This window comes from Oceanimonas sp. CAM02 (assembly GCF_032842915.1).
In the GTDB taxonomy this organism is placed as follows: Bacteria; Pseudomonadota; Gammaproteobacteria; order Enterobacterales; family Aeromonadaceae; genus Oceanimonas; species Oceanimonas smirnovii.
This window is the reverse complement of sequence record NZ_JAWJBK010000024.1, coordinates 56,807-81,618: the sequence shown is the minus strand read 5'-3', so window position 1 is coordinate 81,618 and position 24,812 is coordinate 56,807. Positions and strand designations below refer to the sequence as shown.

The 24,812-nt window shown below is 52.6% G+C and carries 25 protein-coding genes; 12 read left to right on the top strand and 13 right to left on the bottom strand.

Annotation, left to right across the window (positions count from 1 at the left end):
* The first annotated feature begins 5 nt into the window (after positions 1–5).
* Positions 6–2,510, top strand: coding sequence for a restriction endonuclease-like protein (locus R0I78_RS07750; protein ID WP_317074928.1), 2,505 nt, complete (start codon positions 6–8; stop codon positions 2,508–2,510).
* Between the two features lie 89 nt (positions 2,511–2,599).
* On the opposite strand, the gene R0I78_RS07745 is transcribed toward R0I78_RS07750, so the two are convergent.
* The 4 genes from R0I78_RS07745 to R0I78_RS07730 form a co-directional block, all read right to left on the bottom strand.
* The gene (locus tag R0I78_RS07745) at positions 2,600–3,406 is read right to left on the bottom strand and encodes a glycosyltransferase family 32 protein (protein ID WP_317074927.1); all 807 of its coding nucleotides are present in this window, start codon (positions 3,404–3,406) and stop codon (positions 2,600–2,602) included.
* 94 nt (positions 3,407–3,500) lie between these two features.
* A complete protein-coding gene (locus tag R0I78_RS07740; RefSeq protein ID WP_317074926.1) occupies positions 3,501–5,360 on the bottom strand; it encodes an LTA synthase family protein in 1,860 nt (619 codons plus the stop codon).
* Between the two features lie 99 nt (positions 5,361–5,459).
* Positions 5,460–6,773, bottom strand: coding sequence for an ATP-binding protein (locus tag R0I78_RS07735; RefSeq protein ID WP_317074925.1), 1,314 nt, complete (start codon positions 6,771–6,773; stop codon positions 5,460–5,462).
* Positions 6,774–7,074: 301 nt separating this feature from the next.
* Positions 7,075–7,938, bottom strand: coding sequence for a YicC/YloC family endoribonuclease (locus R0I78_RS07730; protein WP_317074924.1), 864 nt, complete (start codon positions 7,936–7,938; stop codon positions 7,075–7,077).
* A gap of 153 nt (positions 7,939–8,091) precedes the next feature.
* Here R0I78_RS07730 and rph point away from each other — a divergent pair, with 153 nt between their 5' ends.
* Positions 8,092–8,814 (top strand): ribonuclease PH, encoded by a 723-nt coding sequence (gene rph / locus R0I78_RS07725; protein ID WP_317074923.1) that lies wholly within the window; start codon positions 8,092–8,094, stop codon positions 8,812–8,814.
* Between the two features lie 46 nt (positions 8,815–8,860).
* Entirely contained in the window at positions 8,861–9,502 is a 642-nt protein-coding gene (gene pyrE, locus R0I78_RS07720) for an orotate phosphoribosyltransferase (RefSeq protein WP_317074922.1), read from the top strand.
* Between the two features lie 52 nt (positions 9,503–9,554).
* On the opposite strand, the gene mscS is transcribed toward pyrE, so the two are convergent.
* The 4 genes from mscS to coaBC are packed head-to-tail and all read right to left on the bottom strand — an operon-like array spanning position 9,555 to position 12,713.
* The gene (gene mscS / locus R0I78_RS07715; RefSeq protein ID WP_317074921.1) at positions 9,555–10,409 is read right to left on the bottom strand and encodes a small-conductance mechanosensitive channel MscS; all 855 of its coding nucleotides are present in this window, start codon (positions 10,407–10,409) and stop codon (positions 9,555–9,557) included.
* A gap of 41 nt (positions 10,410–10,450) precedes the next feature.
* On the bottom strand, positions 10,451–11,050 hold the full coding sequence (gene slmA / locus R0I78_RS07710) for a nucleoid occlusion factor SlmA (RefSeq protein WP_019934510.1): 600 nt from the start codon (positions 11,048–11,050) through the stop codon (positions 10,451–10,453).
* 12 nt (positions 11,051–11,062) lie between these two features.
* On the bottom strand, positions 11,063–11,518 hold the full coding sequence (dut, locus tag R0I78_RS07705) for a dUTP diphosphatase (protein WP_019934509.1): 456 nt from the start codon (positions 11,516–11,518) through the stop codon (positions 11,063–11,065).
* Positions 11,505–12,713: a bifunctional phosphopantothenoylcysteine decarboxylase/phosphopantothenate--cysteine ligase CoaBC gene (coaBC, locus tag R0I78_RS07700; protein WP_317074920.1), complete on the bottom strand. Its 1,209-nt coding sequence runs from the start codon at positions 12,711–12,713 to the stop codon at positions 11,505–11,507. Before coaBC ends, dut begins: the two co-directional genes overlap by 14 nt.
* 116 nt (positions 12,714–12,829) lie before the next feature.
* Here coaBC and radC point away from each other — a divergent pair, with 116 nt between their 5' ends.
* The 4 genes from radC (at position 12,830) to mutM (ending at position 14,960) form a co-directional block, all read left to right on the top strand.
* Positions 12,830–13,504, top strand: a complete 675-nt coding sequence (radC, locus tag R0I78_RS07695) for a RadC family protein (protein ID WP_317074919.1) — start codon at positions 12,830–12,832, stop codon at positions 13,502–13,504.
* 131 nt (positions 13,505–13,635) lie between these two features.
* Complete coding sequence (gene rpmB, locus R0I78_RS07690; RefSeq protein ID WP_014291125.1) at positions 13,636–13,872, top strand: 50S ribosomal protein L28; 237 nt, start codon at positions 13,636–13,638, stop codon at positions 13,870–13,872.
* An 11-nt stretch (positions 13,873–13,883) separates the two neighbouring features.
* Positions 13,884–14,054 (top strand): 50S ribosomal protein L33, encoded by a 171-nt coding sequence (gene rpmG, locus R0I78_RS07685; protein ID WP_019934506.1) that lies wholly within the window; start codon positions 13,884–13,886, stop codon positions 14,052–14,054.
* A gap of 93 nt (positions 14,055–14,147) precedes the next feature.
* Entirely contained in the window at positions 14,148–14,960 is an 813-nt protein-coding gene (gene mutM / locus R0I78_RS07680; protein ID WP_317074918.1) for a bifunctional DNA-formamidopyrimidine glycosylase/DNA-(apurinic or apyrimidinic site) lyase, read from the top strand.
* Positions 14,961–15,306: 346 nt separating this feature from the next.
* On the opposite strand, the gene coaD is transcribed toward mutM, so the two are convergent.
* Entirely contained in the window at positions 15,307–15,792 is a 486-nt protein-coding gene (gene coaD, locus R0I78_RS07675; protein ID WP_317074917.1) for a pantetheine-phosphate adenylyltransferase, read from the bottom strand.
* A 78-nt stretch (positions 15,793–15,870) separates the two neighbouring features.
* Between coaD and R0I78_RS07670 the strand changes: the two genes are divergently transcribed.
* Complete coding sequence (locus R0I78_RS07670; protein ID WP_317074916.1) at positions 15,871–16,890, top strand: glycosyltransferase family 9 protein; 1,020 nt, start codon at positions 15,871–15,873, stop codon at positions 16,888–16,890.
* Here R0I78_RS07670 and R0I78_RS07665 read toward each other — a convergent pair.
* Both R0I78_RS07665 and R0I78_RS07660 read right to left on the bottom strand, forming a co-directional pair.
* Entirely contained in the window at positions 16,859–17,635 is a 777-nt protein-coding gene (locus R0I78_RS07665; protein ID WP_317074915.1) for a glycosyltransferase family 2 protein, read from the bottom strand. The two genes, R0I78_RS07670 and R0I78_RS07665, sit on opposite strands and share 32 nt — an antisense overlap.
* Positions 17,632–18,693 (bottom strand): glycosyltransferase family 9 protein, encoded by a 1,062-nt coding sequence (locus tag R0I78_RS07660; protein ID WP_317074914.1) that lies wholly within the window; start codon positions 18,691–18,693, stop codon positions 17,632–17,634. Before R0I78_RS07660 ends, R0I78_RS07665 begins: the two co-directional genes overlap by 4 nt.
* An 86-nt stretch (positions 18,694–18,779) precedes the next feature.
* Between R0I78_RS07660 and R0I78_RS07655 the strand changes: the two genes are divergently transcribed.
* On the top strand, positions 18,780–19,490 hold the full coding sequence (locus tag R0I78_RS07655) for a 3-deoxy-D-manno-octulosonic acid kinase (RefSeq protein ID WP_317074913.1): 711 nt from the start codon (positions 18,780–18,782) through the stop codon (positions 19,488–19,490).
* Here R0I78_RS07655 and waaA read toward each other — a convergent pair.
* Together waaA and waaF are read right to left on the bottom strand one after the other, a co-directional pair.
* Positions 19,475–20,740 carry a lipid IV(A) 3-deoxy-D-manno-octulosonic acid transferase gene (gene waaA, locus R0I78_RS07650; protein ID WP_317074912.1) on the bottom strand — a complete coding sequence of 422 codons (1,266 nt, stop codon included), beginning with the start codon at positions 20,738–20,740 and terminating at the stop codon, positions 19,475–19,477. The two genes, R0I78_RS07655 and waaA, sit on opposite strands and share 16 nt — an antisense overlap.
* 2 nt (positions 20,741–20,742) lie before the next feature.
* On the bottom strand, positions 20,743–21,774 hold the full coding sequence (waaF, locus tag R0I78_RS07645) for a lipopolysaccharide heptosyltransferase II (RefSeq protein ID WP_317074911.1): 1,032 nt from the start codon (positions 21,772–21,774) through the stop codon (positions 20,743–20,745).
* A 75-nt stretch (positions 21,775–21,849) separates the two neighbouring features.
* On the opposite strand from waaF, the gene R0I78_RS07640 reads away from it, so the two are divergent.
* The 3 genes from R0I78_RS07640 to rfbB all read left to right on the top strand — a co-directional run bounded on the left by R0I78_RS07640 (position 21,850) and on the right by rfbB (position 24,786).
* On the top strand, positions 21,850–22,509 hold the full coding sequence (locus tag R0I78_RS07640) for a DUF1796 family putative cysteine peptidase (RefSeq protein ID WP_317074910.1): 660 nt from the start codon (positions 21,850–21,852) through the stop codon (positions 22,507–22,509).
* 44 nt (positions 22,510–22,553) lie between these two features.
* On the top strand, positions 22,554–23,240 hold the full coding sequence (locus R0I78_RS07635) for a hypothetical protein (protein WP_317074909.1): 687 nt from the start codon (positions 22,554–22,556) through the stop codon (positions 23,238–23,240).
* 415 nt (positions 23,241–23,655) lie between these two features.
* Positions 23,656–24,786 (top strand): dTDP-glucose 4,6-dehydratase, encoded by a 1,131-nt coding sequence (gene rfbB, locus R0I78_RS07630; RefSeq protein WP_317074908.1) that lies wholly within the window; start codon positions 23,656–23,658, stop codon positions 24,784–24,786.
* The last annotated feature ends 26 nt before the right edge of the window (positions 24,787–24,812 follow it).

The window sequence follows — 24,812 nt, the reverse complement described above, 5'->3', positions numbered from 1 at the left end:
GGGGAATGCCAGAGTTAATAAGATTACAAACGTCCGATTTTGAGTTTTCAGTGTGGGCCAATGACATCAGCCAGCGCGCCAGTGTGTATCACACTACGGCAGTGAGCCGGGCCAGATTAACGCCCGAGGCTGATAGAGAGGATAATGCTGCACAGTTAGAAACCGCTGATCCTGCTTATGTTTTACGCTTTTCGCCCAAGGCTGAGTTGCTTGATATTAGCCTGTATCCAGAAAGCCAGGCTGGTCCTGACGACTTGGTTACCACTGTGCCCAGCCCTGAAAAATGTGCCGAGCTTTCCCTGAGTGCTCCATTATTTTTTGAGAATACCCAATATCAGTTTGAGTGGGTGTTTTTTGGTGCTGTTACCCATGCACGCTTGGCGCACAGAAGTAAAAGTGTCTGTAACGCCTTTCGGTTTGCACGGCAAAGAGGGCCGCTGCCTGCCCGCTTAACCGGCACTATAAACACCGGCAATGATGTGGGCTGGCTGCGTTTACCCTTAGTGTTTGAGCTGAATGGCCAAACACACACTCAGCATATTGCCTTTGAGGTGCTGCCCACCAAAATGGCGCTGCATCAGGACTTGCCAGCCATGTATCGCGCTATTGATGCTGTTTATCCGCTATGGCGTTTTAGCCTGGTTGAAAAAACCGAGCAAGATGCGGCAAGCAGCAAGCAGCGTGGCCATTTTCCGTTAATGTGGCTGGCAAACTTTACCGCATTAAGAGAGCGTTTTGAGCAGGGCTTAAAGGTGATTTGCGCGGCACCCCACAGCCGGCTGCAGCCAACGCTTGCACATTATAAAGCCGCCAGGCTAAAGGGGCGCGTTCCTCATAAACTGGCCCAGCAGATAAAGCAGGATCTTGCCAATGGTCAGAGTGATAAGCGCTACCGGATTGAGAAAAAACAACTGAGCGTAGATACGCCAGAAAATCGCTTTATCAAAATGGCGGTCAGTCACAGTAAAAGGCAATTGGCCGAGTTTGAAGCAAAACTACGGGGCAGCAACCAGGCCCCGGAGCACCAGCGTTTCTCCGATTCTTTCTTAAATGAGCTGCATAGCTGGCAGCAGCCCTTGCAAAAAATGTTACACCAAAGCTTTTTAAAAGAGGTAGGAAAGCACACAGGCCTTAGTCGTGAATCTTTAGTGCTGCAGCAGAAAACCGGCTACAGTGCTGTTTACCGCGTCTGGCAGGAGCTGAAATTCTATTTGGATATATTTGGGCATCAGTCCAGCATTTCCATGAAGTCGGTAGCCGAGATTTATGAAATTTGGTGTTTTTTGTGTCTTAAAAATATGTTGGAGCAGGATCTTGGGTTTACTCTGGTTGAAAGCAATGCAGCCAGGCTTGAGCTGAAAGATTACTTTGAGTATCAACTGAAAGACGGACTTGCGGGTGCGTTTCGTTTTCAGCGTGAAGATGGTGTTGCTGCCAGGCTGGTTCACGAGCCTAGTTTCACCACTCGGGGTAAGGAAATACGCTCATATGCGGTAAACCAAAGGCCGGATATTGTGCTGGAAGTTACCCTGCCCAAAAACAGCACCTTTGCCGAAGAGAAACGGTTTATTTGGGTGTTTGATGCTAAATATCGCATTAAAACCGAAAAAGACAGACACGATGACAGCAGCCAGGACATTACCTCAACAGACTATGTGCCAGACGACGCCATTAACCAAATGCATCGCTACCGTGATGCATTAATCCGTTTGTCTGAACAATCGTCTGACCTGCCAAAGGTCCCGAATGGCCATGTAATAAAGAAAAGTCGCCCAGTGTTTGGTGCCTTTGCGTTATATCCCGGCTTTTTTGACCAGGCCAACATGCCCAATCCTTATGCATCTTCCATTGAAGAAGTAGGTATTGGTGCCTTTGCCCTGCTGCCAAGCCAGGTTGAAAGTGGTTATTGTGGCCATCAGTGGTTACTGGAGTTTTTGCAGGGGCAAATTGGCAAAGCGCCTGAGTACCCTGTCACAAGCATGGCAGAACAATTCTATGTGCAGGAAGCTGCGCGTATACCTTATTCCGGCATGCGTCAGATATTATACTCTGATCTCACCATGACCGCCGCCCTTGGCGGGCAACGGACAAGAAATAACAGCTATTTTGAAAAGTTTAAGCAAGGCACGGCATTGTGGTATCACTTGCCACAGATCACTTTTTTACAAAAGTTCAAACAGCATGTGGCTGAAGAAATCCGCTATTTGGCGTTAGCCTCAACTTCAGCGGTTAAAAACAGCACCAAGCAAATTGATAAACTATGGCCCGTTAAGTCGGTCAGGTTATTACCGCGGTATGCTCTTACTGAAGAGCAAGCCGGTAAAAAATCCGGCTCGGCCGAGTTATATTATCTGTTTGAGCTTGGCAAACCGCTTACATTGCAAGCACCCGTCACAGAAGTGCCGCACAGGCCAATGAAAAACTCCATGAAGCTCACCACGCTGACCCGCTTAGAGGGTGTACCCAGCTTTGATAAAGTCGAGAAAGTGTATAAAGAGGCCATGGTATGAGCGTATCAATTCATACCATGGAAGCTGTGCATTGTGACAGCAACGCAAACTAACGCCGAGGGAAAGACGTTTGCTCTCGGCGATGGAAATCAGTCGTTGCCGGGTTTTTCTTTTGCTGGTGGATCCTGCCGCACCACATCGACCTTGTGTTGCTCCTTGGTCCATTTGCCCTGAGGCTTGTCGATGTACTGGAAATATTCGTTGGTAAAGCTGCCCTGGCTGCAGGTGTGGCGATACCAGGTGGTGGGCACTTGTTGGTAGTTGAGCACGCTGTTGAATACGCCCGGGCCGGTCAGGTTGTATACGCCCTGAATGGTGTTTTCCCGAATATTGGTGAGCACCTGTTCAATCAGTTTCTGCAGATTGGGGTTATTCGGTTTGCTGGCAATAAAGTAATTGGTGAGTTCGTTGTTTTTGCGAATGATGTACAGCTCTTCATGCTCAGGGCGAATGGTGTAACCCAGCGGCCACACGGCATGCGCATCAATATCCAGATACACTCCGCCGTACTTTTGCAGCACCAGAATACGCCAGAAATCGGCCTGAGAAGCCCCAATTTGCAGCCGGGAGTAAGCTTCAAAAATCTCCGGAGAGTAGTTGGCTTTCACAAACGCAGCCCGCGCTTCTGTGATCATGAAGCGATACTCAAAGGTGGGCGACATAATGCGGTTGAACAGGTAGTTAAGATAAACCGGCAGGGTGGCTTTATCTGTGTAATTGGTCTGCCAGATGATGCGGGGGATGGCCCTGTCCGCGCCTTTAATCAGCGCCCCGGAGCGCGCCGGCAGGGTAAAACGCTTGTCTGGAAAAAAGTAATGAAAAGCATAGCTCAGCACCTTGGTGATGTTGGCAGCAAGCTTGATGAGTCGGTTGGCAATAACAATGTGCGCCTTCACGGGGGCTCCTGTGGCACTAACGGCCTTAAGACCAGATTACTTTAGCACGCCAGGGCCCCGTTTTTAGGTTGTTATCAATCTTGCGTCTGTGCTGTTACTTACTGAGCAGCTGTCTGGCAAAGTCTTGGGTTTTGCCGGCAAACAGCAGTGACTGGGTATAGCGGGTATAGGCTCTGGCCCGGCTCAGCATGTCTGAGTAAGGAGTGCTTTCGCAGTTGTCAGCCTGCAAATCCAGCCCGTTTTCTTCAATGGCAAAGCACTCGGCCCGGTCGTCAGCGGTCACGTCAAAGCGCACCAGACGGCCATTTTCAATGCGGCTTACGCTCTGGCCGGAAGAGTAATGAGCAAACCCGTGATAGTTGTTCGCCAGCAGTGACTGGCCGGTAAACCAGGGCACATTGCCGCCCAGCCAGTCAATAATGGTGGGTGCTATGTCCAGCTGACCTGCCTGCACCGGCAATTGCCTGGCAGGCAGGGTGCCGTCGGTTGCCAGCATCAGAAAGGGAATGGCATTACGTTGCAGGCCTTCCGGTGCAATGCTGGCGGTGTGGTCTGCCAGCAATACTATCAGAGTCGGCTCTGTCAGTACGCCGGGCAGGGCATCCATAAAGCGCTGCAGCGCGCCATCGGCATGATGAATAACATTACGCCGCAGGGCCGTGCGGTCACCTTTGCCAAAGACATAATCACTTTCCTTTGGCAAAAAGGTGTCGTGAGTGGTGCCGGTATTAATGGCCATCAGATAAGGCGCAGAAAGACTACCGAGTTTGTTCAGGGCAAATTGATAGATATCGTCATCCATATAGCCCCAGTAATTTTCTGTGCCCTCAAAGGTATAATCCGACTTGCCATAGGAATGGGTAAAACCCAGTGTCTGCGCAAAGGCACCCACAATACCCTTGCCGCTGCCCTGAACAAAGTGAGTGTCCCAGCCCTGCTCTTTCAGCAGTCGGGGCAGGCAGGCGTAGTCGGCACCCTGCAGCTGAGTGCCGGCCACACCGCCGCCAATGGGGTTGGGAAAAGAGCAAAAGGTGGCAAACATGCCTTCAACGGTACGGTAGCCGTCGGCATACATGGCCTGAGTAGTCAGGCTGCTGGCTCTCAGATGATCAAAGTGGGGGGCAGCATCCACTTGCTGTGCATAGCTGTACAGATCGGCGGCGGTCCAGCTTTCCAGCAGCACCATCAGCACATTGGCCCGTTTGGCGGGAGCGGTAAATTCAGCACTGGCATGATACTGGCGGGCCAGAATGCGAAGATCCCGTTCAGAAGGGGGCGGGGTTAATTGCTGTGCTGCCCGCTTTTCTCCCTTGGAAAGATAATACGTAATCGCATAAGGCGCATTCCATGCCAGACCAGCCTGTTGTGGGTCGCCAATTTTATAGGCGCTCATGGGAGACTGAGGCGCATCGGACCAGCCGCCACGAATGGCGGTAGCCGCCACCACCAGCCAAGCCATGAGCAGGACTGTGTTGTATGCCCATGCTGGTTTGCGGCCGGCAGGCGGCACTAACGCTAAACGCCAGACAAAGAAGGCTGCAGCCACCGTCAGGCCCGTCGCTGCCAGTACCTGGGGCAGATAGGTAGTGAAAGCCGTTGCCAGCAGGCCCTGCTCCAGTCCTTTGCCGGTAAATACCTCAAAGGTGACATGCCGGCCTGCTTCCAGCATATAAATGGCATCGCCTGTGGTGGTTAAAATAAGCCAGACCGCAGCCAGAAACAGCAGCGGCTTGATAATGCCGGCGCGTGCTCCCGCCAGCAACAGCAAGACAAGGGGCGTGGCCAGGGCGGCAGCGGCAGTCAGATCCAGGCGCAGCCCCCACCACAGGCTGTAAAGCCCTTCCACACTAAATAGCAGTGGTAACTGGTAAGGATTGAGTGCGGTTAAGGTGATTTTGCTGACAGTGCCGGTAAGCAGCAGCAGCAGCAAGATGCGGAGCAGATTAAAAAACACTGTGTGATCCTGTGGTGTATGAACAGCCCCTGAGCGGGAGCGCTGTTATGGAATAGAATTAGGTTTAAGGTCATTTGCGTGAGTTAAGGCCACACGCTTTTACCATCTCTGTGGTAAATACTGGGTGAAATACAAAGGCATTACTATGTTGGTTTTTTCTAACGCTGATGAGCCTTGTGTGCCAGTTAACTTAAAGGTTTTACTGGGTGCACATTTTTCAACGTAGGATGCCAACGATTTTGCTTTTGTACGCTTACCACTTTTGACTTCAACAGGAATGATATCGCCTTTGTCGGTTGCCAAAATGAATTCAATTTCGGCACGAGCATCATTCCATGAGTAATTTGGATCAATGCCAATAGCGGTGAGTTCTTGTTGCACAAAGTTTTCAGCCACATAGCCTTTGTATTCATAGTTTTGTTGCTTAATCTCTTTATAACTGCTGCCCAGTATATGATTGAGCAGGCCCACATCAAACAGAAACAGTTTCACCATATTTTCTTTTTTATAGGCCGCCAACGGAGATTTCGGTAATCCTTCAATAGGGTAGTTTGGCAAGGCTAGGCGGCAGCGGTTAAGCCAATGGATCGCGGTTTCAAAATCACTATAACGAGATTTACGCTCATGCACATGCTTAAATTTAAAGCGTTTAACCGACTCATCGCTCACAAGTGACAGTTGTACCGGAATGCTATTAAATACCGACTCAATCAATGTGGCATCGACTTTGCCCGCGTACTTACCAAAATCTCGACGATAACCTTCAACTAAATCGGCATGAATTTTTGTGACTTTTTCAACACGCTCTAAAATGCTTGAATCTTTAAAATGATACCAGGCAGAAACGGCTTCCGGCATACCACCGGTAAAAAAATAGTCGGTTAGTTTATCCATCAATTTAGTGTGCGCTGCCGGTGTACTTGCCTGACTATTAAACGCTTTGATCAGCGCTTGCTCGTTTGATGCATAAATAAACTCCTGAAAAGTCAGTGGTCGTAAATTGTATTGCTCTACCTTGCCTACAGGGAAGGTGTTGAGCAAACCAATGTTTGAGCCGCTGGCTGCGACAAAATAGGACGGTGTTTTTTCAGCAAAATACTTAAGCGAAGTAACGGCACGTTCACATTCGCCAATTTCATCTAATATCAGCAAGTCGGTTTCTGGGTTGAATGCCTGATTGGTCAAAAGTTCAATGTTCATGAGTAGCTCGTCTGGTGACAGAGAGCCATCGAACGCCTCTTTGTAGGCGGGGTTTTCAAGAAAGTCGATACGAAGGATGTTGGCAAAGGTGTTACCAAACAGCTCTTGCAGCAGATAGGTTTTACCCGTTTGCCTTGCACCATCGATCAACAATGGCTTGCGCACAGGTTGTTTTTTCCATGCTATTAGGGCGTTAAGTAAGTTGCGCTGCATTGCCAGTTCCTGCCAGTCAAGATTGTTAACGGCTTAAACTATAACTCATCTTACTTTTTTATGCGCATAAAAGTGATGAGTGTTACATTTTTACGCGCATAAAAGTGTGGTTGAGCATGACTTTCCCTTTTTGAGAGGGCTTCTGGCACTTACCCACACCATGTTTGTGCATACGGCCCACCACTTAAACAGCAACCGGTAACGGACATCTGCAAACCGATTTGGACGGGGGAAATAAAAAAGCCCTTTATTTACAAGTAAATAACAGGGCTTCTAAGACATTCTTGGACGAGTAAAAAAACTATTCGATGTTCTGGATCTGCTCGCGCATCTGCTCAATCAGCACCTTCAGCTCCACGGCGCTGGCGGTGATGTCGGCATTGATAGACTTGGATCCAAGTGTGTTCGACTCACGGTTGAATTCCTGCATCATAAAGTCGAGACGCCGGCCGCAGGGGCCGCCTTTTTTCAGGATCTTGCGGGTTTCGGTGATGTGAGCGGTGAGCCGGTCGAGCTCTTCGGCCACGTCTACCTTCTGGGCCAGCAACACCATTTCCTGCTCCAGCCGCTGAGCGTCCAGCTCAATTTTGGCTTCTTCAAAACGGTCCCGCAGGCGCTGGCGCTGCCATTCCATAATGGCGGGCATATTGGCGCTCACTTTGGCCACTTCCTGCTCAATGCCGGCCAGGCGCTGTTCTATCAGGGCCTTGAGTTTGTCGCCTTCGCTGGCCCGGGCAGCCAGAAAGTCGTTAATAACGGTGTCCAGCCCGTCCAGCAGGGCCTTGCCGATGGCGTCCATGTCCTGCGCCTGGGTTTCCATTACGCCGGGCCAGCGCAGAATATCTACCGGATTCAGAGAGCCCTGGCCGGCCTTGTCCATGACCCAGGTGGCCCCTTCAATCAGCTGCTCGGCCAGCGCCCTGTTAATGTGCAGCTCGCCCTGGCTGGCCTGATTGCTTTCAAAACGCAGGGCGCATTCCACTTTGCCCCGCTGCAGTCTGGCGCGCAGTTTTTCCCGCACCATGGGCTCCAGGCCACGAAACTGCTCAGGCAGCCGAGTGTAGGTTTCCAGATAGCGCTGGTTTACCGAGCGAAGCTCCCATACGGCGGTGCCCCAGTCCTGTTTGAACTCCTGCCGGGCAAAGGCGGTCATGCTGTGGATCATGTGATTCCTGCTGTGTGTTAAAAGGTAATCATGAAGTGTGACACAGCCGGGCGCGGTCGCCAATGTCGGGCCGCATGCATTGGGCCGGTGCTTTCTTTATAATGCCACGGTTTGCCCGCCGGGCAGCACCACTCAGACCAACAGGAGAACACCATGACCGAACGAGCGTCAGGACGAGCGGCAGACGAAATTCGCCCCGTTACCATTACCCCTAACTATACCTGTCATGCAGAAGGCTCTGTGCTGGTGGAATTTGGTCACACCAAGGTACTGTGTACCGCCTCGGTAGAGAAAGGCGTGCCGCGCTTTTTGCGCGGCAAGGGCCAGGGCTGGGTGACCGCCGAATACGGCATGCTGCCGCGCTCCACCCACAGCCGTATGGACCGGGAAGCCGCCCGGGGCAAGCAGGGTGGCCGCACCATGGAAATTCAGCGGCTGATTGGCCGCTCGCTGCGCGCCGCCATGGATCTGGACAAGCTGGGTGAATACACCATTACCGTGGACTGCGACGTAATCCAGGCCGACGGGGGCACCCGCACCGCCGCCATTACCGGTGCCTGTGTGGCTCTGGCCCATGCTCTGAACTGGATGAAGTCCGAGGGCATGATAGTGCACAATCCGCTCAAGACTCTGGTGGCTGCCATTTCGGTGGGTATTGTGGACGGCCAGCCGGTGGCGGATCTGGAATACACCGAAGATTCCAAAGCCGACACCGACATGAACGTGGTAATGACCGCCGAAGGCCACATGATTGAGGTGCAGGGCACCGCCGAAGCGGCCCCTTTCAGCCACGACGAGCTGCTGGCCATGCTGGCGCTGGCGCGCAAGGCGGTAAATGAGCTGGTGGAGTATCAGCGCCAGATGATTGCCGGCTGAACACGGCCAGCCTCTTAACTTATTGAATGACATTGTGGAGAGCAGAATGAAAGCCTACCAGCGAGAGTTTATTGAATTCGCCATGAGCAAGCAGGTGCTGAAATTTGGCGAATTTACCTTGAAGTCGGGGCGCAAGAGCCCTTATTTCTTTAATGCCGGCCTGTTTAACAGCGGCCGTGATCTGGCCCGTCTGGGCCGCTTTTATGCTGCTGCCCTGGTAGATGCGGGCGTTCAGTATGACGTGCTGTTTGGCCCGGCTTACAAGGGGATTCCCATTGCCAGTGCCACCGCAGTGCAGCTGGCGGAAGTGTACGATCAGGACGTGCCTTACTGCTTTAACCGCAAGGAAGCCAAGGACCACGGCGAAGGCGGCAATCTGGTGGGCAGCCCTCTGGCTGGTCGCATTATGCTGGTAGACGATGTGATCACCGCCGGCACCGCCATTCGTGAGTCCATGGACATTATTCAGGCCAACGGTGCCGAACTGGCCGGTGTGCTGATTGCGCTGGACCGGCAGGAAAAGGGCAAGGGCGAGCTGTCTGCCATTCAGGAAGTGGAGCGGGATTACAACGCGGAAGTGACTGCCATTATTACTCTTGGCGATTTGATCGAATATCTGAGCGAGCAGCCGGAGATGAGCGAGCACCTGGAGCGGGTGCAGGCCTACCGGGAACAGTACGGTATTTAACAAACAATAAAAAAGCCGCTGAAAGCGGCTTTTTTGTAAACTGACCTTATGTTCAGGCCTTGTCCTGCTTGAACAGATGCACATCCATCTGCGGAAAGGGTATACCGATATTATTGGCATCCAGCTCATTCTTTATTTTTTCCAGCAGATCGAACTTCAGATTCCAGTAGTCTTCTGCCTTCACCCAGGGGCGCACGATAAAGTCCACCGAAGATGCGCCCAGCTCACTTACCGCAATGCGGCAGGCTGGCTCTTTCAGCACGCGGGGCTCTTCTTCAATAATACGGGTGAGCACCTCTTTGGTGAGCTGAAGATCGGCACTGTAAGATACGCCAATTACCAGGTCCAGCCGGCGGGTGCTCTCTTTGGAATAGTTGACGATTCTGTCATTAAGAATTTTGGAGTTGGGTACCACTATCATGCGGTTATCCGGGGTCATCAGAATAGTGGTAAAAATCTGTACCGAGTGCACTGTGCCGGCAGTGCCGGCGGCCTCAATGTAGTCGCCGGCCTTGAAGAAGCGAAAGCCAATCAGCAGCACGCCGGCGGCAAAGTTGGACAGCGACCCCTGCAGCGCCAGACCAATGGCCAGACCGGCAGCACCCACCACGGCCACAAAAGACGCGGTTTGCACTCCTACCCGGCTGAGGGCGGCAATAATCACAAAGGCCAGCAGGCCATATTTGAGCAGGCTGGTCACAAAGTCGGAAATAGTGCTGTCAACATTGCGTGCCTTGAGCACCTTGTTCATGCCCCCGGTCAGCATGCCCACAGCAATAAAGCCAATGATCAGAGTGATTAACGCAGCAGCAATATTGACGGTATAACGAATAATCAGCTCCTGATTGTTCACTATCCAGCTTTGCGCATCCTGTAAAAAAGCGGCATTAAGTAGTTCGGTTTCCATTCTGTCGTGCCTCGTTGTTATTGAAATAAAGGAAAGCGTGGTTACACCGCTGCCAGCTGCCGGTGCAGCAGTTGCCAGTGGCTGTCGAAATGTTCTGTGGGCTTTTTACGAAACTGGCTGCGCACATACTGGTTAATGCGGCCTTCCATATAAGCCAGCAGCAAAGTGGCCAGCACGGTTTCGCTTTCGGCATAGCCCTCGCCCTGATACAGGCGGCGTTCCCGCATAATTTGCTTGAGCTGAGTTTCCAGCCGTTCAAACAATTGGTTGATGCGGGCCAGCAGGCGTTCGTGTTCGCCCTGCAGCGCATCACCGTTCAGCAGCCGGGTAATGCCCGGGTTGCGTTCACAAAATCCCAGCACCAGCTGCAGCAGGTAGCATAGCCGCAGATTGCTGTCTTTTTCATCCTGCATGATCAGATTAATGCGGGAGAACAGCGCCTCTTCAATAAAGTCGATCAGCCCTTCAAACATACGGGCCTTGCTGGGAAAATGCCGGTAAAGCGCGGCTTCCGACACGCCTACTTCTGCTGCCAGCTTGGCGGTGGTAATGCGCTGCCCCGGGCTGGTTTCCAGCATGTGCGCCAGTGCCTGCAGAATTTGCTCCCGCCGGTTTTTCTTATTTGCAGTGGTATTGGCCATGAAACTGTCCGGTTAGTGGCGGCCGGAAGAGCCGAAACCGCCTTCTCCGCGCTCGCTTTGATCAAAGTCGTTCACCAGCGTGAATTGCGCCTGTACCACCGGCAGAATAACCAGCTGAGCAATACGCTCTCCGGGGGCAATGGTGAAACTGTCTTTACCACGGTTCCAGCAGGATACCATCAGCTGGCCCTGATAGTCGGAGTCAATCAATCCCACCAGGTTGCCCAGCACAATGCCATGTTTATGGCCCAGACCGGAGCGGGGCAAAATGGTGGCGCACAGCCCCGGATCCTGAATGTGAATGGCAAGGCCGGTGGGCAGCAGCTGAGTGTCGCCGGGGGCCAGAGTGAGCGGCTCATCCAGACAGGCACGCAAATCCATGCCGGCGGAGCCAGGGGTGGCGTAGGCGGGCAGGGGAAAGTCGGTGCCTACTCTGGGGTCTAGAATTTTCAGTTCAATGGATGTCATGGTATCGCTTCGCAATCAGTGTCAGTAGTTGTTCGGCCAGCGCGGTTTTATCGGCCAGCGGCAGACGATGCTGCCCGCCGGGCCAGAACAGGGTTAATGCATTTTGGTCGCTGTTAAAGCCACGATCGCTGCCGGATACGTCATTAGCGGCGATCATGTCGAGATTTTTGCGCGTGAGTTTATCAAGGGCGTATTTCTCCACCTCCTGAGTTTCCGCAGCAAACCCTATGGTAAAGGGCTTTTGTGGCAGAGCCGCGACCGTGGCCACTATGTCGGGATTTTTGGCCAGCTCCACTACCATATTATCGGCATGAGTCTTCTTGATCTTGTGCGACGCCACCATCTTGGGGGAATAATCGGCCACGGCGGCGCAGGCAATGAAGATATTCTGCTCAGCAATGCCGGCCATCACGGCGTCAAACATGTTTTGTGCGCTTTCCACATCAATGCGATGCACGCCGGCGGGGGTGGCAAGGTGAACCGGGCCGCTGACCAGCGTAACCTCGGCACCCAATGCCCGGGCGGCAGCAGCCAGGGCAAAGCCCATTTTGCCCGAACTGTGGTTAGAGATATAGCGCACCGGATCCAGGGCTTCACGGGTGGGGCCGGCGGTCAGCATGAGTTTTACGCCGGCCAGGGGCTGTGCTTTGGGGGCAAAGTGCTGCTCCACGTTTGCCACCAGCGCCATGGGCTCCAGCATGCGCCCCGGGCCCACATCGCCGCACGCCTGCTCTCCCTGTGCCGGGCCCCAGATATGAGTGCCGCGGGCCCGCAGGGTAGCCAGGTTGGCCTGAGTGGCTGCATGACGATACATTTGCTGGTTCATGGCCGGAGCCACCGCCAGCGGGGCCGCGGTGGCCAGGGCGACGGTTGTGAGCAAATCGTCCGCCATGCCGGCAGCCAGCCGGGCAAGTGTATTGGCACTGGCAGGGACAATCAGCAGCAGGTCGGCCCATTTGGCCAGCTCAATATGGCCCATGCCGGCTTCGGCTGCCGGGTCGAGTAACGCATCGGATACCGGCTCACCGGACACAGCCTGCAGGGTAAGCGGCGTAATAAATGCCTCTGCTGAAGCCGTCATGATGACTTTGATCTCGGCTCCCCGCTCTTTCAGCCGGCGCACCAGCTCGGGCACCTTATAGGCAGCAATGCCGCCGCTCATGCCGATAACAATGCGTTTTCCTGCAACAGACATAACGGTGTTCTCCTTAAATCTTGCCGGCAAGATTATCACAATCACTGACGGCTGTGGTCTTTGGACTAGGCTTAAGCTTCAGATTCAAATGTGTTGGTTCTGACAGGAGAAACAGCATGAGCATCAGAAACTGGCCGGAAGACGAACGCCCGCGGGAAAAACTGCTGAGCCGGGGAGCGGCCAGCTTATCGGATGCCGAGCTGCTGGCCATTTTTTTGCGTATTGGCACCAGGGGTATGGACGCCGTGACTCTGGCTCGCGTATTACTGGAGCAGTTTGGCTCGTTGCGAGCGCTGTTGCAGGCAGATATTCATCAGTTTTGTGAAGGGCCCGGGCTGGGGCCGGCCAAGTTTGTGCAGTTGCAGGCCTGCATGGAGCTGATGCGCCGTTTTCTGGATGAACGGTTAAAGCGGGAGCACGCTCTCACCAGCCCCGATTTAACCCGGGAGTTTCTGCAGCTCAAGCTGAGGGATCAGCCCCGGGAAGTGTTTGCGCTGCTGTTGCTGGATAATCAGCACAGAGTGATTGAATTTAACGAGTTATTTTATGGCACGCTGGATGCCGCGGCAGTCTATCCGCGAGAAATCGTCGCCCTGGCGCTGAAACGGGGTGCTGCCGCTGTGATTTTGGTGCATAATCACCCGTCCGGAGTGGCCGAGCCCAGCCGGGCGGATCGCATGATCACCGAGCGTATACAGGCCGCCCTGGGGCTGCTGGATATTCGCGTGCTGGACCATTTGGTCGTCGGCGATGGCGAAACCGTATCTTTTGCCGAACGTGGCTGGCTTTAATTGCCGCGCGTTTGGCTTGTTGTTGATCTCGAGCTGAATTTGCTGTATAAATTGCCGCCTTATTTTGCCCCGAAAGACGGCCAATCGGGGTATCATTGCTCGAGCAAAAGTAAGTTTTGGAGAAGACTGACATGTCTAAAGTATGCCAAGTAACTGGTAAGCGGCCAGCTGTTGGTAACAACCGCTCTCACGCGAATAACGCCACCAAGCGTCGCTTCCTGCCCAACCTGCAAACTCACCGTTTCTGGGTTGAGAGCGAAAAGCGTTTTGTAAAACTGCGCATCACCACCAAGGGTATGCGTATTATCGACAAGAAAGGTATCGACAGTGTCCTGGCTGACCTGCGTGCCCGTGGCGAAAAGGTCTAAGGAGATAACTCATGGCTGCTAAAGGTATTCGCGAGAAAATCCGCCTGAACTCCAGCGCTGGTACTGGTCACTTCTATACCACTACCAAGAACAAGCGCAACATGCCCGAAAAAATGGAAATCAAAAAGTTTGATCCCGTTGTTCGCCAGCATGTGATCTACAAAGAAGGCAAAATCAAGTAAGATTTTACCCTCTTAAAAACCCGGCTTCGGCCGGGTTTTTTTATGCCCGCAGCACCGGCTATACTGCCGCCGGGTTACCTGAAGGAGACAGTGATGCCGGAGTTACCGGAAGTGGAAGTGAGTCGTCTGGGCATTACCCCGCATCTGCTGGGGGAATCTGTGATGCGGGTGGTGGTGCGTAATGCCAGCCTGCGCTGGCCGGTGCCGGCAGAGATACAGGAACTGGCCGGTCTCACCGTGACCGGCATACGCCGCCGGGCTAAATATTTGTTGCTGGAAACCGACTGGGGCACCGCCATTCTGCATCTGGGCATGTCCGGCAACCTGCGGGTGCTGCCCCATGGCACCCCAGCGGGAAAGCACGATCATGTCGATATTGAGTTTGCCAACGGCAAGCTGCTGCGGCTGAACGATCCGCGCCGCTTTGGCTGCCTGTTGTGGACCCGCGAGCCTTCAGAACAACACCCGCTGCTGGCGAAGCTGGGCCCGGAGCCGCTCACCGATGATTTTAACCATGATCATTTGTTTACCCGCAGCCGAGGCCGCAAAACGGCCGTTAAGCAGTTTATTATGGATAACCATACTGTGGTGGGGGTAGGGAATATCTATGCTAATGAGTCATTGTTTGCGGCGGGTATCCACCCTCAGCGGGAAGCGGGCAGTATCAGCCGGGCACGTTATGTGAAACTGACGGAAGAAATTAAAACCGTACTGGCCCGCGCTATCGGCCAGGGCGGCACCACGTTAAAAGACTTTACCGGCAGTGACGGCAAGCCCGGCTATTTTGTGCAGGAGTTGCAGGTATACGGCCGGGCTGAGCAGCCCTGCGTGCACTGCGGCAGCCTGCTCAAAGAAATCCGCATGAATGGCCGCAGCACTGTGTTTTGCGGGCGCTGCCAGCGTTAACCTATTGGACAAGTGCAACAAGAAGCATCAGTGCGGTTGCATTCCGCCGACACGCTTCAAGCCCATCCTTGGGGCGCTCGGCACATGCCGTCCATGGCATGTGATGGTCGGCTACAGCAATCCCCACTGCTGCTTCGTTCAGCTACTGTGTTGCCTGCCGAAAGTTGGTAGCCCACTCTGTGTCTGATTAAGGAGGAGGGCAAAGGGTATCTGCTTCGCCGTGCCCTCTGCGCCAAGGATGGCGCAGCGGAGCCCCCATGGAAGGGTTTACGGCGTGCCGGAGAAGTAGTGCGCTTTGGCCGACGACTATGCACGGCAAGGCAAGCGCGACAGTTATTGGTTTTGGTTAGGCTAGCTTTTGCGCGATGGCCTTGCGCACGGCATCGGGCACGAACTGGCTGATATCGCCGCCATGAATGGCCACTTCCTTTACCAGTGTGGAGGAGATAAAGGAATTTTCTTCGGCCGGGGTGAGAAACACGCTTTCCAGTTCCGGCATCAGCCGCCGGTTCATGTTGGCCAGCTGAAATTCATACTCAAAGTCCGATACCGCCCGCAGGCCCCGTACCAGCACGGTGGCGTTATGATCTCTGGCAAAGTCCACCAGCAGGCCGGAGAAGCCTGCCACGGTCACATTGCTCAGCTGTGCATGGGCAATCACCTCCTGCACCAGCGCCACCCGTTCGTCCAGCTCAAACATGGGCCGTTTGCTCGGGCTGAAAGCCACGCCCACAACCACTTCGTCAAACAGTTGTGATGCCCGTTCAATCAGGTCCAGATGGCCGTTGGTAATGGGATCGAAAGTGCCGGGGTAAATGACCCTGATGCTCATGTCGGTTCCTTATAAACAAAAACAGAGAAAAAACTTTAAGGTAGAATACCCCAGCAAATGAGCAAGCGGGAGCGCGGAATGAAACGAATACTGGTGGTACGTAATGACAAGATCGGCGACTTTATGCTGGCCTGGCCGGCGTTTGCCATGCTGAAGGCGTCCCTCGACTGCCATATTACTGCTCTGGTGCCGGGCTATACTCAGCCGCTGGCGGCACTCTGCCCCAATATTGATGATGTGCTGGTTGATCCGGGCAAGGGTGGTGATGCCAGTGCACAGAGCATTCTGCTCAAGCAGCTTATAGCCGGCAAGTTCGACGCTGTTATCTGTCTTTTTTCTAATTTTCGCAACGCCAGGCTGATGTGGCAGGCGGGCATTGCTCAGCGCTGGGCACCGGCCACCAAGCTGGCCCAGCTGCTGTATAACCACAGGGTAAAACAGCGTCGCTCCGAGTCGGCCAAACCGGAGTATGAATACAATCTGGATCTGGTGCGCGCCTTTCTGGCTAAAAATGGCATTGCGCCGGTGGAGCCGGTCGCCCCTTATCTGAGCTTTGACGCTGCTGATCTGGCCGGTTTTCGTAAGCAGCAGGCTGAGCGCCTTGGCATTAACGCTGAGCAGCCCTGGCTGTTGGTGCATGCGGGCAGCGGCGGCTCGGCCAATAATCTGAGTACGGGGCAATATGCCGGACTTATTAACCGGCTGAAGGCGGACTTTCCTGTGGCGCAAGTGGTACTGACCGCCGGCCCGGGAGAAGAAGCGCTGGCCCGGGAGGTGGCCGGCATGGCGAGTGAGGGAACTGTGGTAGCCAGTGACCTGCCACTGCCTGATTTTTGCCGGCTGCTGGCCTGTGGCCAGCTGTTTGTGGCCGGCAGTACCGGACCGTTGCATATTGCCGCTGCGCTGAACGTGCCTACGGTGGGCTTCTTTCCCCTGCGCCGCTCCGCCACACCACTGCGCTGGCGGCCGCTGAACAGCGAGGGCCGCCATCTGGCCTTTCATCCGCCGGCAGGGGCCGAAGCGGAAGACATGAGCAGTGTGAATGTGAACGCCGTGGCTGAAAAGGTTACTCCCTGGGCGGCGTCGTTTCTGTCCTGATCCACAGATCGGCGTATTTCACAAAGGTGGAATGCGCCGACAGCAGGCATAGCAGCAGGCCCTGCCTGCCATCAAGAAAACCCGCCTTAATCACGTACATTTTCATAAAGCAGCCAATGCCGTGCAGCAGGCCCTGAGTGAGTGAACTTTTTTTGCCCCGCTGCTGGCGTTGCTCGGCCCAGGCGGCAGCATAACCGGCGGATTTCACCAGATAATGCTGTAAATCACGGTAGGTGTAATGCAGCAGATCACCGGTCAGCGGCACTGTGTGTATGCCCGGGCCAGTCTCCACCTTTTCATGCACCAGAGCGTCGTTATAGCCGGTCAGCGCCTTGGGGTAGAGCCGCAGCACTCTGTCGGGATACCAGCCGCAGTGACGAATATAACGGCCAAACACCCAGGACAGCCGCGGAATGGAATAAACCGTATTGCTGGAAGGGTTATTCAGCACTGCCTCTATACTTTGGCGCAGCTCAGGCGTGACCCGCTCGTCCGCATCTATCCACAGCACCCAGTCGGAATTCACCTTGCTCTGAGCCAGCCGGCGCTGAGGGCCAAAGCCCGGCCACTGCTCATTCACAAAAAAGCGGGCACCGGCAGCCTCTGCCACCGCCTGAGTATTGTCTGTGCTGCCCGAGTCCATCACCACTATCTCATCCACCCAGCTGAGAGTGGCAAGGCAGTCGGCCAGGTTGTTGGCCTCGTTTTTAACGATCAGCACGGCGGCGAGAGTAGGACGGTTCATGACGGCTCCTGTAACAGATTAAAGTCGTGGCAGATGCGGTCGAACTGTGCGGTGACCTGCTCAATGGTAATGCGCTGCATGGCATTTTCGTCCTTTACCCGGGTTCGCCAGGGCAGCTCGGCGGGCGTTTTACCGGTTTCTGCCAGCAGGGCTTCTTTGTACACACTAACCACATAATCCCGGCAATAATAAGGGCCAGTACGGGCCGGGTTATGATGGGCATAGAGCCCCAGCACGGGCGTGCCGGTAAGGGTGGCCATGTGGGCAGGGCCGGTATCCGGGGCCACCACCAGGCTGGCGCTGTTAATCAGTGCCATCAGCTCGGGCAGGCTGGTTTGGCCAACCAGATTTTCGTCGATATTTGCCGTTAGTTGCTGAATGTTCGCTGCCAGATCCTGCTCCATTCTGGCCGGGCTGCCAATCAGTATGACCTTCATCCCTTTGTGATGAGCATGATCGGCCAGCGCGGCATAGCCCTCAGCGGTCCAGTTCTTGTAGGCCTTGCTGGCAGCGGGGCAAATCAGCAGCAATGGACGCTGATCCCGGTGTTTAGCAGCCAGTGTTTGTGCTTCAGGTGCAATAGGCCAGCTCCACCGGGGCCTGGTATCCGTTACTCCCAGCGTCTTGCCAAAGCTCATAAAGCCGTCGGCCACATGCTCTCCTTCAGCCGCTACCTTCAGATTGGTAAACAGCCACTGGCCATCTTTGGCCCGCTCCCGCTCAAACCCGAGCCGGTAGCGGGCGCGAATGCCCATGCTGGCAATGCTGGCTCGTATGGCTGCCTGCATGTGCAGCAGGGCATCAAAGCGGCGGCCGCGCAGTTGTTGCCACAGGGTGGTATAGGCCCGCCAGCCGTCACTTTTGTTGAAAGTAATAATTTCAACATTATGCAGCTGACTTAACAGCCGGGCTTCCACCTTGCCGGTCACCCAGGTAATGCGGGTCTGGGGCCACTGGCGCTGAATGGCCTGCACCAGCGCAACCGCATGACAGCAGTCGCCAATGGCGGATAAACGCAGCAAACACAAGGATTCGGGTGCCGAGGTAAACACTGCCATAAAGAAACTCTTGTAGATTCCGGACCGAGCATTATGCAAAGCCTTTTCAGCCATGTAAAATTCAGCTTTTCGCTGGGGGGATGGTAATGGAACGCATTGAGCATGGCTCCGAAATTATCTGGTACGATCCGGAATGTTTTGGTGATTTTCATCGTGACTTCTTTGAAATTGACTACTGGCGTGAACAAAACGCCATTCGTGGCAAGTCGGTAGGGCGCAACACCACCTGGTTTGTGGAAGATGAAGTGGGCCAAAAGGTGCTGCGCCATTACTATCGCGGCGGCATGATTGGCCGGGTAATGGAAGATACCTTTCTGCATGTGGCCGAGTCCAAAAGCCGGGCCATGGCGGAATTTACCGTGCTGGCCAAACTGCATCGTAAAGGGCTGCCGGTGCCGCAGCCCTGTGCTGCACGCATGATCCGCTCTAACTTTGTTTACCGTGCCGATATTATTCTTACCCGCATTGAAGGAGCGCAGGACCTGGTTGCCATTCTTAAAGAGCGGGAACTCAGTACAGAGCAGTGGCAGGGCATTGGTTATACCATCCGGCGCTTTCACAATGCCGGCTTGTACCATGCGGATCTTAACAGCCATAACATACTGCTGGATGATAATGACAAAAGCTGGCTGATTGATTTTGACAAATGCCATTTCCGCCAGCCCGGCAGCTGGGCCAAAGAAAATATGGAGCGGCTGCTGCGTTCGTTCCGTAAAGAGCAGGGCCTGCACCAGGAGTTTCATTGGGACGAGCAGGACTGGAAAGCCCTGCTGAAGGGATATTACAAGGGTAACTGAGTGCGGATAACAGACAGAGTGCGCGTCAGCGCACCCTGATTGGCTCTGACCACCTTCAGGGCTGCGTTACCCATGCTACTGCATTGTGGTTCATGCTCAAACAACTGAGCCAGTGCATTAGCCAGCTCCTGGCTGTCGCTCACGATACTGACGCCCTTTGCCTGTAACAGCTCGCGGGTAATATCACTGAAGTTAAAGGTAGAAGGCCCCGTCAGCACCGGCTTGCCCAGCGCTGCCGGCTCCAGCAAATTATGACCACCGCGCTTGATTAAGCTGCCACCCACAAAAGCGATATCGGCGGCGGCCAGCATCATTGGCAATTCGCCCATGGTATCGCCCAGATAGACTTGAGGGTTTGTTTCCGGCACTTTCTGAGTGCGGCGATGCAGCCTGAAACCCTGCTGTTGCACCAGCGCAGCCACCTTTTCAAAGCGCTGCGGATGGCGGGGCACCAGTATCAACAGAGCATCAGGATGAGACTGCAGTAATGCTTGATGAGCACTCAGCAGCTGCTCGTCTTCTCCTTCATGGGTGGAAGCGGCAATCCATACCGGACGCTGTGCTCCCAGCTGTGCCCGCAGCATTTTGCCCTGTTCCCGCACATTATCGTCGTAGCTGATATCAAACTTGATGGAGCCGGTGGTGCTGAGCCTGTTTTGCGGCATGCCCAGTCCGGCAAAGCGATTGGCATCGGCCTGGTACTGGCAGGCAATGTGAGTGATGTTTTTTGACAAAAGCCGGAAAATACCATGAAAACGCCGGTATCTTGCCGCAGATCTCTCAGAAAGCCGTGCATTGAGCACTATGACCGGCAGTTTGTGTCTGCCGCAGGCGGTCAGCCAGTTGGGCCAAAGCTCGGTTTCCATAATCAGCAGTGCTCTGGGCTTTATTCGCCGTAAAAACAACGCCGCCGCCCAGGGGAAATCCAGCGGCGCATAGCGGTGTTCGATGAGATCACCCAGCTTTGCTGCCTGATCGGCACCGGTGCGAGTGGTAGTGGTCACCAGTATTGGCAATTCCGGGTGTTCAGCCTTAAGTTGCCGAATAAGCGGCGTAGCCGCGACCATTTCACCCACACTGACCGCATGCAGCCATACCGGCCGGTGGCAGCTGGCCGGTGCTACCAGCCCCAGATGTTCCGGCCAGCGCCGGCCAAAGCCTGGCTTGCCTTTCTTCGGCCAGTACAGCAACGCCAGCAGCAGCGGGCTGAACAGGTGAATAAGCAGGTTGTAGAGCAGGCGATAAAGCATGATTAATCGTCTTTAAGCTTGGCAAGGGCATCAATTACCCGCTGGGGTGGCAGCTCTTTCAGGCATTTTAAATGACCCAGTGGGCATTCCCGTTTAAAACAGGGCCGGCATTCAATATCCGTATGCACTACCGCTACTTTTTCTGCCAGTGGCGGCGTGTATTGGGGAGAAGTAGAGCCATACACGCCTACCAGTGGTCGCTGCAGGGCGGCTGCGATATGCATCAGGCCAGAGTCATTGGACACCACGGCAGTACTCAGCGCCATTAAATCAATGGCCTGATGCAGTGAGGTTTTACCGGCCAGTACATGACAATGCTGCTGAAGCTCGGGCGGCAGGCAGTGCTTGATGGCTTCTGCCACCGGCACATCTTTGGCTGAACCAAAAATCCACACTTGCCGGCCCTGCGCAATCTGCTGTTTGGCTACTTCAGCATAATATTGTTCCGGCCAGCGCTTGGCAGGACCAAACTCAGCGCCGGGGCACAGGCTGAGTATTGGTCTGTTGATGCCCAGATCCAGCTCATTGAGTGCCGCTTGCTGATTACGTTCATCTACGCTAAAAGCCGGCCAGGGCAGCTCAGGGATATCCTGATGGCTGTTCATTTGAGCTTTGGGATAGGCAAGAGCATTATAACGCTCCACCATCAGCGGAAAGTTCCGTTTATTGCTGCGCAGATCATTGAGCAGGCCGTAGCGGGACTCGCCCTTCCAGCCGGTGCGCTTTTTGATGCCGGCAAACAACGGGATCAACGCCGACTTGAGCGAATTGGGCTGAATAATGGCCCAGTTATAGCCTTCTTTGGCAAGCGCTCGGCCAAGTCGAAAGCGCTCAGTCAGCTTGAGGTCGCCATGCCCCAGAGGCATAACGATGGCCTTGTCGACCTCAGGCATACGCTCCAGCAGGGCGCAGCACCAGGCCGGAGCCATCACATGCAGCTCGGCCCCGGGATGCTGCTTTTTCAGGGTGATGTAAAGACTTTGGGACATCACCATGTCTCCGACCCAGGATGGGCCAATAACCAGCAGTTTCATAATCTCTTATCTATCGATGTTAGTGCTCATATAGTATCATAATCTGAATTTTGAACTATGAATTGTGGTAATAATATGACGGCAGATAAAAATATTGCTACGCTAAAAAGGATGTTACATGAAAATGAGTGCGAGTTTGTATCGCTGGGATATAATTGCGATGTGGCTCATTTCTTAAGATATACAGGGCTAAGAAAAGCTGCATATCCTTTTGATTGGTGCATTGCTCCAAATGACTCCGTTATAAAGATCATTAAAAATGATTTTGAGGGTTTTATGGAGCTGGATAATATAACTTATTCTGAGCCACATAAAGCTCTTGTATTTGAAGGTGAGGGAGGGGCTGTAGTTGAATCAGATAAGTTGGTTGTTACAGCATATTGTGAAAAATATGGGATGATCTTTCCTCATGATTTTCATGATTCAAATATGTTTCAGGTGGTTAAGGATAAATATAATAAAAGAATCGAGCGGTTTCTAAATATTGTGATGAGCGGAAGAACTGTAGTGTTTGTGTTTAAGCCTGAAGCTGATGAGAATGAATGTGCTTTCAATGACGACTTAATAAACTGTTTGCGTATTAAGTTCCCAAAGCTTGACTTTTATGTTTGCTCTTTAGGAGAGTTAAGCGAGGCGGTGGACAGTTCATTAAAAATTTCAGTCTTGAGGTTTTTTAATCGTAAATTAGTTCGATTCAATAGCTTTGTAAGCAGCATTATAAAGCTTTGGCATTAAGGTTATGATTTTTGTTTGTATTTTATTGGTGTTGAGGTTGGTTGATGTTTTTTAAAGCAAAGCTCGGCTCGCTAGATTGTAGTTTTTTTTGTTTTTCAAGGTTTGGTAGGAGCGGTAAAGAGACTTTCTCGATATACAAAGATCACTCTGGCCTTGCTAGTGAATTATATCTCTCGTCTGATAAAAGATTTTTGATTAAATTGGAAAGGGATAAATATAAGGCGAATAGAGATTTACTTCGTTGGTTTTTCAGAGATTTTGTAAGAAGGGTTTTTATATTTGGTTCAGATGCCAAAAGGGAATTTAAGGGGTATAAGATAGCAAGGCTAGCAGGTTTAAATACACCAAAATTATACTCTTGGGGAGTATCTTTATCTCTTTTCAATGAATTCTCTGCATTCATAATGGTAGAGAATAAAATTAAGGCCACCCCCGGTTTGTCGTATTTTCGCTCTTTGTCAAAAGATGATAAAGTTGATTTTTTGATTAGGCTGGCTAATGAAGCAGTTACCCTGGCGAAATATGGCTATGTTCACAGAGATTTTCATTTGAATAACTTTTTAATAGACGACGATGGAAGAGTATTGTGGATAGATAATCATTTTAGAAAGCTGTCAAAGTTCAAAAAAAAGAGATGGAAGCAATTGGTTGATTCATTAAGTGATAGTAAGCTTGATGGGGAAGAAAATAAAAAGGTTGTTCTTTCCATTTTCAAAGGTGAGTTTAAATAGCCATTTCGTATTACAGTTAGTTTGGTTTGGTTTGGTTTGGTTTGGTTTGGAAGGTGGTTTTATATTTATAAGTTGCTGCTGGTAATTATATGAGATAGGCTATTTATACTATTAATAGTGGGGGTTAGAAAAATTGAGCTAGCAATGGTATGACGCGTATTTTTATTAGATATTTTTATGCTGATAAAATTAGTGTTGGGGCTGACTTGAACGAATTTTACTGCACTATTGCTTACCGGCGGGACTCAATCGAGGTGATCGCCAAGCTCAGGGTTGCAATGGCTCTGGAGCATAAACACTCCGTCCATCTGAGACGGGAGAATCACTAAAATTTTTATGTGTGCTTATCCATTTTGGATGATGATGTTATGATAACATGAAGTGTTATATGAGGGTGGGATGAGAAACTAGCTTTATGAAAATATTAGTAACAGGTGGAGCAGGGTTTATCGGCTCAGCGGTAATTCGATATATCATTAATCACACTAATGATAGCGCTATCAATGTTGATAAGCTTACTTATGCAGGCAACTTAGAAAGTCTTAAAAAGATAAGCAACTCTGCTCGCTATGTATTTGCACAAGTAGACATTTGCAACCGCATCGAGCTGGAACGAGTTTTTACTGAACATCATCCTGATGCTGTTATGCATCTTGCAGCAGAAAGCCATGTAGATAGATCCATCGACGGCCCAAACGATTTTATACAGACCAACATAGTAGGCACCTACACCCTGTTGGAGGTTTCAAGAAGCTACTGGAGTAGCCTGAGTGCTGAACGCAAGGCGGCGTTCCGTTTTCATCATATTAGTACCGACGAAGTGTACGGTGACCTTCCTCACCCGAGTGATCGTGCTGAGTTAAAACTCAACACTCAAAGCTCACAACTTAACACTGTGGATGCAGAGCTTCCGCTTTTTACCGAGCAAACCGCCTACGCCCCAAGTTCACCTTACTCAGCTTCTAAAGCGGCCAGTGATCACTTGGTTCGAGCCTGGTTGCGCACCTACGGTTTGCCTACTGTTGTAACCAATTGCTCCAATAATTACGGCCCTTACCACTTTCCGGAAAAGCTCATTCCACTTGTGATCCTCAACGTCCTAGAAGGTAAGCCATTACCCATTTACGGCAAAGGCGACCAAATCCGCGACTGGCTTTATGTAGAAGACCACGCCCGTGCGCTTTACAAAGTAGTAACGGAAGGCGAGGTAGGTGAAACCTACAACATCGGCGGTCACAACGAAAAAACCAACCTAGAAGTCGTACAAACCATCTGCACTTTGCTTGATGAGTTGGCACCAAAAACTTCTGGCTTCCGGCTTCCGGCTTCCGGCTTGATTACGTATGTGAGTGATCGCCCCGGTCACGACCGTCGCTACGCCATCGATGCCAGTAAAATAGAGCGCGAGCTGGGCTGGAAACCACAAGAAACCTTCGAATCCGGCATTCGCAAAACCGTGCAGTGGTATTTACATAATCTGGAATGGTGCCAACGAGTACAGGATGGCAGCTATCAGCGTGAACGCCTGGGAGTGACTTATGCATAATCGTGCTCTGCATCCAGACCTGGATA

Coding starts and splice junctions, on each gene's coding strand:
- R0I78_RS07750 (WP_317074928.1), top strand. CDS start 6: ATGCCAGAGTTAATAAGATTACAAACGTCCGATTTTGAGTTTTCAGTG.
- R0I78_RS07735 (WP_317074925.1), bottom strand. CDS start 6,773: ATGCAGCGCAACTTACTTAACGCCCTAATAGCATGGAAAAAACAACCT.
- R0I78_RS07730 (WP_317074924.1), bottom strand. CDS start 7,938: ATGATCCACAGCATGACCGCCTTTGCCCGGCAGGAGTTCAAACAGGAC.
- rph (WP_317074923.1), top strand. CDS start 8,092: ATGACCGAACGAGCGTCAGGACGAGCGGCAGACGAAATTCGCCCCGTT.
- pyrE (WP_317074922.1), top strand. CDS start 8,861: ATGAAAGCCTACCAGCGAGAGTTTATTGAATTCGCCATGAGCAAGCAG.
- mscS (WP_317074921.1), bottom strand. CDS start 10,409: ATGGAAACCGAACTACTTAATGCCGCTTTTTTACAGGATGCGCAAAGC.
- slmA (WP_019934510.1), bottom strand. CDS start 11,050: ATGGCCAATACCACTGCAAATAAGAAAAACCGGCGGGAGCAAATTCTG.
- dut (WP_019934509.1), bottom strand. CDS start 11,518: ATGACATCCATTGAACTGAAAATTCTAGACCCCAGAGTAGGCACCGAC.
- coaBC (WP_317074920.1), bottom strand. CDS start 12,713: ATGTCTGTTGCAGGAAAACGCATTGTTATCGGCATGAGCGGCGGCATT.
- radC (WP_317074919.1), top strand. CDS start 12,830: ATGAGCATCAGAAACTGGCCGGAAGACGAACGCCCGCGGGAAAAACTG.
- rpmB (WP_014291125.1), top strand. CDS start 13,636: ATGTCTAAAGTATGCCAAGTAACTGGTAAGCGGCCAGCTGTTGGTAAC.
- rpmG (WP_019934506.1), top strand. CDS start 13,884: ATGGCTGCTAAAGGTATTCGCGAGAAAATCCGCCTGAACTCCAGCGCT.
- mutM (WP_317074918.1), top strand. CDS start 14,148: ATGCCGGAGTTACCGGAAGTGGAAGTGAGTCGTCTGGGCATTACCCCG.
- coaD (WP_317074917.1), bottom strand. CDS start 15,792: ATGAGCATCAGGGTCATTTACCCCGGCACTTTCGATCCCATTACCAAC.
- R0I78_RS07670 (WP_317074916.1), top strand. CDS start 15,871: ATGAAACGAATACTGGTGGTACGTAATGACAAGATCGGCGACTTTATG.
- R0I78_RS07665 (WP_317074915.1), bottom strand. CDS start 17,635: ATGAACCGTCCTACTCTCGCCGCCGTGCTGATCGTTAAAAACGAGGCC.
- R0I78_RS07660 (WP_317074914.1), bottom strand. CDS start 18,693: ATGGCAGTGTTTACCTCGGCACCCGAATCCTTGTGTTTGCTGCGTTTA.
- R0I78_RS07655 (WP_317074913.1), top strand. CDS start 18,780: ATGGAACGCATTGAGCATGGCTCCGAAATTATCTGGTACGATCCGGAA.
- waaA (WP_317074912.1), bottom strand. CDS start 20,740: ATGCTTTATCGCCTGCTCTACAACCTGCTTATTCACCTGTTCAGCCCG.
- waaF (WP_317074911.1), bottom strand. CDS start 21,774: ATGAAACTGCTGGTTATTGGCCCATCCTGGGTCGGAGACATGGTGATG.
- R0I78_RS07640 (WP_317074910.1), top strand. CDS start 21,850: ATGACGGCAGATAAAAATATTGCTACGCTAAAAAGGATGTTACATGAA.
- R0I78_RS07635 (WP_317074909.1), top strand. CDS start 22,554: ATGTTTTTTAAAGCAAAGCTCGGCTCGCTAGATTGTAGTTTTTTTTGT.
- rfbB (WP_317074908.1), top strand. CDS start 23,656: ATGAAAATATTAGTAACAGGTGGAGCAGGGTTTATCGGCTCAGCGGTA.